A 6385-nucleotide genomic window follows, 5' to 3' on the forward strand; every position below is an offset into this window, starting at 1 on the left:
GGCTCAGAGATGTGTGTAAGAGCCAGACTCCATCCGCTGCGAGCTGACGCGCCGACCCTACGGCCGGGGCACCCTGGGCATGGCGCTGGCCGGGAAGGACACCGGCGGCAGCCAGTTCTTCCTCACCCACGCCCCGCAGCCGCACCTGGATGGCCGCTACACGGCCTTTGGCGAGGTGGTGTCCGGCATGGACGTGGTGGACGCCCTCCTGGAAGGGGACGTCATTCGCGAGGCGCGCGCGGTGGAGCTGGCGCCCTGAGGCGTTGATTCACGCGCCGCTGGCACGCGCCAGCGGCGCGGGAGGACCGAGCGGGTCGCTGTTCCAGCGCGCGTGCTCCGCCGCTTCCAGGGCCTCGACCTCCTGGCGGATGCGCTGCCACTCCGTCTCCGGAATGTGGAGGAAGGCCTCCGCCAGCGCCGGGTCGAACTGGGTGCCCGAGCAGCGGCGGATCTCATCCCGCGCGACGCTCATGGGCCGGCCCTTGCGGTAGGGGCGGTCGGACGTGATGGCGTCCACCGTGTCCGCGAGGCAGAAGATGCGCGCGCCCAGGACGATGTCCTCGCCCGCCAGGTTCTGCGGGTAGCCCTTGCCGTCCCACCGCTCCTGGTGCTGGAGCACGATGAGCGCTGCTTCGTGCAGGTAGGGCATCTTCGCCAGCATCCGGTAGCCGAACTCCGGGTGCTTGCGCATCTCCACCCATTCATCCGGCGTGAGCGGACCGGGCTTGAGCAGGATGGAGTCGCGCACGCCAATCTTCCCGATGTCGTGCAGCAGCGCGCCTTGCTCCACCACGTCCAGCGCTCCGCCCGTCATCCCCACCTCCTGGGCCAGCCGGCGCGAGTAGAGCGACACGCGGCGCGAGTGCCACTGCGTCTCCGTGTCGCGGTAGTCCAGGGCGCTGATGAGCCCGTCGAGCAGCCCCGCGGTGCGCTCCACCACCCGCCGCTCCAGGTCCCGGTTGATGGCCACCAGCTCCGCGTTCTTCTCCGCGACCTCGCGCGACAGCCGCTCGTTGGCGTCCACCAACCGGTAGTGGTCGAAGGCCTGCCGGACGCTGCTCGTCAAGTCGCTGAGCGACCAGGGCTTGCCCAGCAGCCGGAAGACCTCGCCGCGGTTGACCGCCTCGGACGCGGTGCGGAAGTCCGCCGCCGCCGTCAGCATCAGCCGCACCGCCTTGGGGTTCTTCTCCCGCAGGGCGCCGAGCAATTCGATGCCGTTGAGGTACGGCATCATGAAGTCCGTCAGGACGACCTGGAAGCCGACCTCCCGGGCGGCCACGGCCGGGTCGCTGTGCGTGACGACGTCGTACCCCTCTGCCTGGAGGATGCGTGACAGGGCGGCCAGGATGAGGACGTCGTCGTCCACGACGAGGATGCGATCCATGCCCGAGGTGCCTCCAGGACAGCGTGCTTGTACAGCTTTATACACGGCGCTACGGGCCCCCAAAAGACCCCCCAGGCGGGTGATGCGCTCCTAAGTCATGGAAATCCTTGGAGGTTCTTCCATCCAGGAAGAGAGGTAGAACCACGTCACGCTTGCCTGCCCGCCAAGGTGTGATTTATGGTGCGCTGCAACGCTGGACTGTATCGCTAACCCCTTGGAATCGTGGAGCAATCTCCGATGGCAAAAGCCCCGGAAGGGCCCGTGCCGGTGGTGGTGATGGGGCTGGGGTTCATCGGTCAGGAAGTTGCCCGGGCCGCGATGTCTTCACCTGAGGTGGAGCTTATCGGGGCCGTGGATGTGCAATCCGGCCTGGTGGGTCGCCCCTTGGGTGATGTGCTGGGAGGTCCCGCCCCGCGTGTGAAGGTCTCCGAATCGCTGGCGCAGGCCGTGGGCAAGCGCAAGGGCGTGGTGGTGCTGCATGCCACCGGCTCGCGGCTGCCCAAGGTGTTCGACCAGGTGATGGAGGCGGTGAAGCTGGGGCTGCCGGTGGCCAGCACCTGTGAGGAGCTGGCCTTCCCGCATCTGAAGTACCCGGAGCTGGCGGACGAGCTGGACCAGGCGGCGCAGGAGGCGGGCGTCGCGGTGGTGGGCACCGGCGTCAACCCGGGCTTCGTGATGGATCGTCTGGTGGCGGTCGCTGGACAGGTCTGCGGTCCGGTTCGTCGTGCCACCGTCACTCGCGTGGTGGATGCGCGGACCCGGCGCGAGGCCTTGCAGCGGAAGGTGGGCGCGGGGCTGACGGAGGAAGAGTTCTTCGAGTTGGTGGACAGTGAGCAACTGGGCCATGTCGGCCTTGTTGAGTCCGCGGCGCTCGCGGCCCTCGGCCTGGGGCTGGATTGCGACGACTTCGAAGAAGAAGTAGCCCCCGTGTTCGCCGAGGAGGACATCTCCGGCGGCGCGTTTCCCGTCAGGAAGGGAAGAGTGGCTGGCATGTTCCAGTCCGTGGTCGGGTTGGAGGACGGACAGGAACGGGTGCGGCTGGAGCTGACCATCGCGGTGGGGGCGGATGACCCCAAGGACCGTATCGAAATCGACGCTGACCCGAAGCTGGTGTTGGAAATCCCGGGGGGAGTGGCGGGCGACCGGGCCACCGCGAATGCGCTGGTGAATGCCGCGCCACGCTTGACGGCCGCGGAAGCAGGGCTCCTCACGGTGCTCGAGCTTCCGGCCGGACGCTAGAGTCAGGAGAGGAAATGCTGGACAAGAACGCGATCGGCCGCGCCTCGCCGCCGACGCTGAACGAGGTCGAAAAGGGCGCCATCCGTCGTTTCGCGGAGGCCATCGGGGACTACAACCCCATCTACTATGATGAGGAGTACGCCCGGGCATCGGGGTACCCCACCATCATCGCGCCCCCCACGTTCCCCGCGTCCTTCCACTCGGCGGCGGACCTGCGGGAGCTGTTGGGCGTGGGCATCAAGAGCCTGCTCCACGCGGAGCAGGGCTTTGACTACGAGCGGCCCATCTTCGCCGGGGACCGCATCTACGTCTCCACGCGCGTCTCCGACGTCTTCGAGCGTCCAGGCATGTCCGGGAAGATGGACATCGCGGTCATCGAGGACGAAGGCCGTGACGAGGAAGGCAACCTCGTGTTCCGCGCCCGCCGGACGCTGGTGGTCCGCGCCGCCAAGGAGACCCCGTGATGCCCGCGCGCAAGTTGTACTTCGAAGCCATCCGCGTCGGGGACGAGCTGCCCGCGCTGGCCAAGGCGCCCGTCGACCGCGTCCAGCTGTCGCGCTACGCCGGGGCGTCCGGGGACTACAACCCGGTCCACGTGGACGAGCTCTACGCCAAGAGCGTGGGCATGCCGAGCGTCTACGCGCCCGGAATGCTCGTCATGGGCATGCTCGGCCAGCTCATCAGCGACTGGGCCCGGGGCGGGCAGATGCGGCGCTACAACGTGCGCTTCATCAAGATGGTGTGGCCGGGTGACACCGTCGTGTGCAAGGGCCGCGTGAGCGACCGGCACGGCTCCGGGGGCCGCTACTTCGTCGAAATCGACCTCTGGGCGGAGAACCAGAAGGGCGAGCTGGTGATGAAGGGCTCCTCGCAGATCCAGCTCTTCTTCTCACTGGAGGACGAGAACCGGCAGCGCTCCGGCCAGTCCCCCATCGTAGTGGAGGTGCCTCGGGAGAGCCTGAGCAACGCCACCGCCAACGCCGCCGCGCCCACCGCCAACGCCGCCGTTCCCAGCGAGGAGGGCGACGAGGCGAACGAGCGCCGTGAGGGCGTCACGTCCAAGAAGACGGTTCCCCGGGAAAAGCCGGCGGCCAAGACGGCCACGCTTCCCTCGGCCAAGAAGGCGAAGAAGTAGGCGGACGCACCGCGTCTCGAGGGGCGGTTGTGACCGCCCCTCAACGCGAGGTGTCATTCGGGGTTGACTCAAAAATCAGTCGCCGCCACACTTCCTGCGTCTCCACGCGCCGCTGACCCCATCCTTTTTCACCAGGGGCGGGCAGCGAGCCGTCACGCAGGAGTGGCCATGTCCGCCGGGATCAACACCTACAAGACCGACCTTCGAGAGATCTTCTTCACGCTGTTCGAGCAGTTCGGCTTCGGCCAGGTGGCCGGCCAGGCGCCGTTCGATGCCTGGGGTCCGGACGAAGCGAAGGCGGTGCTGACGGAGACGTACCGCTTCGCGCGCGAGGTGCTCGGGCCTCTCAACTCGGTGGGCGACCGGGAGGGTTGCCGGGTGGAGAACGGCGCCGTCTTCACGCCGACGGGCTTCAAGGACGCGTGGAAGAAGCTCTACGAGCAGGGCTTCAAGACGGTGGGCGTGAGCCCGGAGCACGGCGGCCAGGGCTCGCCGATGATGCTCCAGGTGACGGTGGAGGAGCTGCTGTCGGGCGCCAACTCGGCGTTCAACATGTACCCGGGTCTGGCCTTCGGCGCGGCGGAAGTGGTCGCGGAGTGTGGCACGCCCGCGCAGCAGAAGCAGTTCGTGGAGCGCATGCTCAACGGCACGTGGGGCGGCACCATGTGCCTCACCGAGCCGCACGCCGGCTCCGACGTGGGCGCGGCCAAGTCGACGGCCCGCCGCAACGGCGACGGCACCTACAACATCCGCGGGACGAAGATCTTCATCTCCGGCGGCGACCACGACATGGCGGAGAACATCATCCACCTCGTGCTCGCGCGCATTGACGGCGCGTCGCCGGGCACCAAGGGCCTGTCGCTGTTCATCGTCCCCAAGCTGCGCATCAACGCGGACGGCAGCTCGGGCCAGCCCAACGACGTGGGCGTGGGCTCCATCGAGCACAAGATGGGCATCAACGGCTCGGCCACCTGTGTCATCAACTTCGGTGAGAGCGACAACTGTGTCGGCGAGCTCGTGGGCACCGTCGAGCACGTCGGCATGAGCCAGATGTTCAAGATGATGAACGGCGCGCGCATCGCCGTGGGCATCCAGGGCATCGGCCTGGCGTCCGCCGCGTACTACAACGCGCTGGACTACGCGAAGGACCGCAAGCAGGGCTCCCACTTCACCAAGTGGAAGGACCCCACCGCGCCCCGCGCCGCCATCATCGAGCACCCGGACGTCCGCCGCATGCTGCTGGACATCAAGGCGCACGTGGAGGGCATCCGCTCGCTCATCATCAAGCTGGCCATGCACCTGGACAAGGCGCGCCAGCTGGCCGGCAAGGACGACGACGCGGCCACCTACCACAAGGGCCAGGTGGAGCTGCTCACCCCGCTGGTGAAGGCCTACAGCTCCGAGCAGGCGTTCCGCCTGTGCGCGCAGGCCATCCAGATCTACGGCGGCGCCGGCTACATCCAGGACTACCCGGTGGAGCAGTACACCCGCGACTCGAAGATCTTCTCCATCTACGAGGGCACCACCCACATCCAGGCCATGGACCTGGTGGGCCGGAAGATGGGCCAGGCGGGCGGCATGCACTTCCAGCAGTTCATGGGCGACGTGGGCTCCTTCATCGAGGCCCACCGCGAGCACGCCGTCTACGGCGAGGCCGTGAAGTCCCTGGCCGCGGCGCAGGAGGCCCTGATGGCCAGCGCCATGGTGGTGTTCGGCTGGTCGCAGGACGGCAGCAAGTTCCCGCTGATTCCGCTGTCCGCCAACCGCTTCCTCGACATGATGTCCGAGGTCGCCGTGGGCTGGCTGCTGCTGGACGCGGCCCTCATCGCGGAGAAGGCGAAGGCCTCCGTCTCCGCTGACCACCCGGACCACGCCTTCTACGAGGGCAAGAAGTACAGCGCCCTCTGGTACGCGCGGAACGTGCTGCCCAACGTGGAGCAGGCGGCGAAGATGCTCACCACCGAGGACACCTCGCCCATGGACATCTCGGACGCCGCCTTCGCGTCCGTGTGAGTCGCGCGCCCCGCTCAAAAGGCGGGGCGCCTGAAGCACGAAAGCCACCCGGGCTCGCTGCCCTGGGTGGCTTGGGTGTTTCCAGCGAGGGGAGCTACCTATTCGCCTTCGCGCACGCCGATGGCGAGCTGCGCGAGCCCGGCCTTCTTGGCCAGCTCCATCACCAGCACCACGGTGCCGTGGGGCACGCCCTCGTCGGCCTGGACGATGACCACCGTCTCCTCGTCCTTCTGCCTGGCGTCATCGAAGGCCTGCCGCAGCTCGTCCTGGGAGACGACGTTGCCGGCCAGCATGAAGCGCCCGTCCGCGAGCACCGCCACCGACAGGTCCGTCGTCTTCGCGGTGACGTCCGCGGCGCCGCCCTTGGGCAGGTTCACCTTGAGGCCGGCCTTGGCGCCGCCGCCCGGTCCCTGCTGGACGATGACCGAGCTGGTCACCATGAAGATGATGAGCAGCACCAGGAAGATGTCGGTGAGCGGGGTGATGTTGATTTCCGCGAAGACGCCGTCCTCGGAGCCGTCGTCGCTGCCCGGAGTCTTTCCCATGGCCATGGTGCGTTCTCCTCCGGCCTAGGCGGGCTGCGCGTCCGTGCGCGTGGCGGGGGCGGCCTGCGC

Annotated in this window: 6 protein-coding genes and 1 pseudogene; 5 read left to right on the forward strand and 2 right to left on the reverse strand. The window is 68.0% G+C overall.

Translation table 11 applies throughout. The features are described from left to right. Positions 1–28: 28 nt before the first annotated feature. Positions 29–259, forward strand: a pseudogene (locus G4D87_RS40040) (peptidylprolyl isomerase); the annotation flags it as partial. Positions 260–268: 9 nt separating this feature from the next. Here G4D87_RS40040 and G4D87_RS31380 read toward each other — a convergent pair. Then, the gene (locus G4D87_RS31380) at positions 269–1384 is read right to left on the reverse strand and encodes an HD domain-containing phosphohydrolase (RefSeq protein ID WP_163786373.1); all 1116 of its coding nucleotides are present in this window, start codon (positions 1382–1384) and stop codon (positions 269–271) included. A 237-nt stretch (positions 1385–1621) separates the two neighbouring features. On the opposite strand from G4D87_RS31380, the gene G4D87_RS31385 reads away from it, so the two are divergent. The 4 genes from G4D87_RS31385 (at position 1622) to G4D87_RS31400 (ending at position 5771) form a co-directional block, all read left to right on the forward strand. Further along, positions 1622–2623, forward strand: coding sequence for an NAD(P)H-dependent amine dehydrogenase family protein (locus G4D87_RS31385; RefSeq protein ID WP_163786374.1), 1002 nt, complete (start codon positions 1622–1624; stop codon positions 2621–2623). 14 nt (positions 2624–2637) lie between these two features. Next, the gene (locus G4D87_RS31390; RefSeq protein WP_002636736.1) at positions 2638–3087 is read left to right on the forward strand and encodes a MaoC family dehydratase N-terminal domain-containing protein; all 450 of its coding nucleotides are present in this window, start codon (positions 2638–2640) and stop codon (positions 3085–3087) included. Next, complete coding sequence (locus tag G4D87_RS31395; RefSeq protein ID WP_163786375.1) at positions 3087–3758, forward strand: MaoC family dehydratase; 672 nt, start codon at positions 3087–3089, stop codon at positions 3756–3758. Before G4D87_RS31390 ends, G4D87_RS31395 begins: the two co-directional genes overlap by 1 nt. A gap of 168 nt (positions 3759–3926) precedes the next feature. Further along, positions 3927–5771, forward strand: coding sequence for an acyl-CoA dehydrogenase (locus G4D87_RS31400; protein WP_163786376.1), 1845 nt, complete (start codon positions 3927–3929; stop codon positions 5769–5771). Positions 5772–5869: 98 nt separating this feature from the next. On the opposite strand, the gene G4D87_RS31405 is transcribed toward G4D87_RS31400, so the two are convergent. Continuing rightward, complete coding sequence (locus G4D87_RS31405; protein WP_163786377.1) at positions 5870–6322, reverse strand: ExbD/TolR family protein; 453 nt, start codon at positions 6320–6322, stop codon at positions 5870–5872. Positions 6323–6385: the final 63 nt, after the last annotated feature.

The sequence above is a fragment of the Myxococcus vastator genome (assembly GCF_010894475.1).
Taxonomy (GTDB): domain Bacteria; phylum Myxococcota; class Myxococcia; order Myxococcales; family Myxococcaceae; genus Myxococcus; species Myxococcus vastator.

Bases quoted from the DNA above. Each gene is read 5' to 3' on its own strand.
- G4D87_RS31380 (WP_163786373.1), bottom strand. From the start codon at position 1,384: ATGGATCGCATCCTCGTCGTGGACGACGACGTCCTCATCCTGGCCGCC.
- G4D87_RS31385 (WP_163786374.1), top strand. From the start codon at position 1,622: ATGGCAAAAGCCCCGGAAGGGCCCGTGCCGGTGGTGGTGATGGGGCTG.
- G4D87_RS31390 (WP_002636736.1), top strand. From the start codon at position 2,638: ATGCTGGACAAGAACGCGATCGGCCGCGCCTCGCCGCCGACGCTGAAC.
- G4D87_RS31395 (WP_163786375.1), top strand. From the start codon at position 3,087: ATGCCCGCGCGCAAGTTGTACTTCGAAGCCATCCGCGTCGGGGACGAG.
- G4D87_RS31400 (WP_163786376.1), top strand. From the start codon at position 3,927: ATGTCCGCCGGGATCAACACCTACAAGACCGACCTTCGAGAGATCTTC.
- G4D87_RS31405 (WP_163786377.1), bottom strand. From the start codon at position 6,322: ATGGCCATGGGAAAGACTCCGGGCAGCGACGACGGCTCCGAGGACGGC.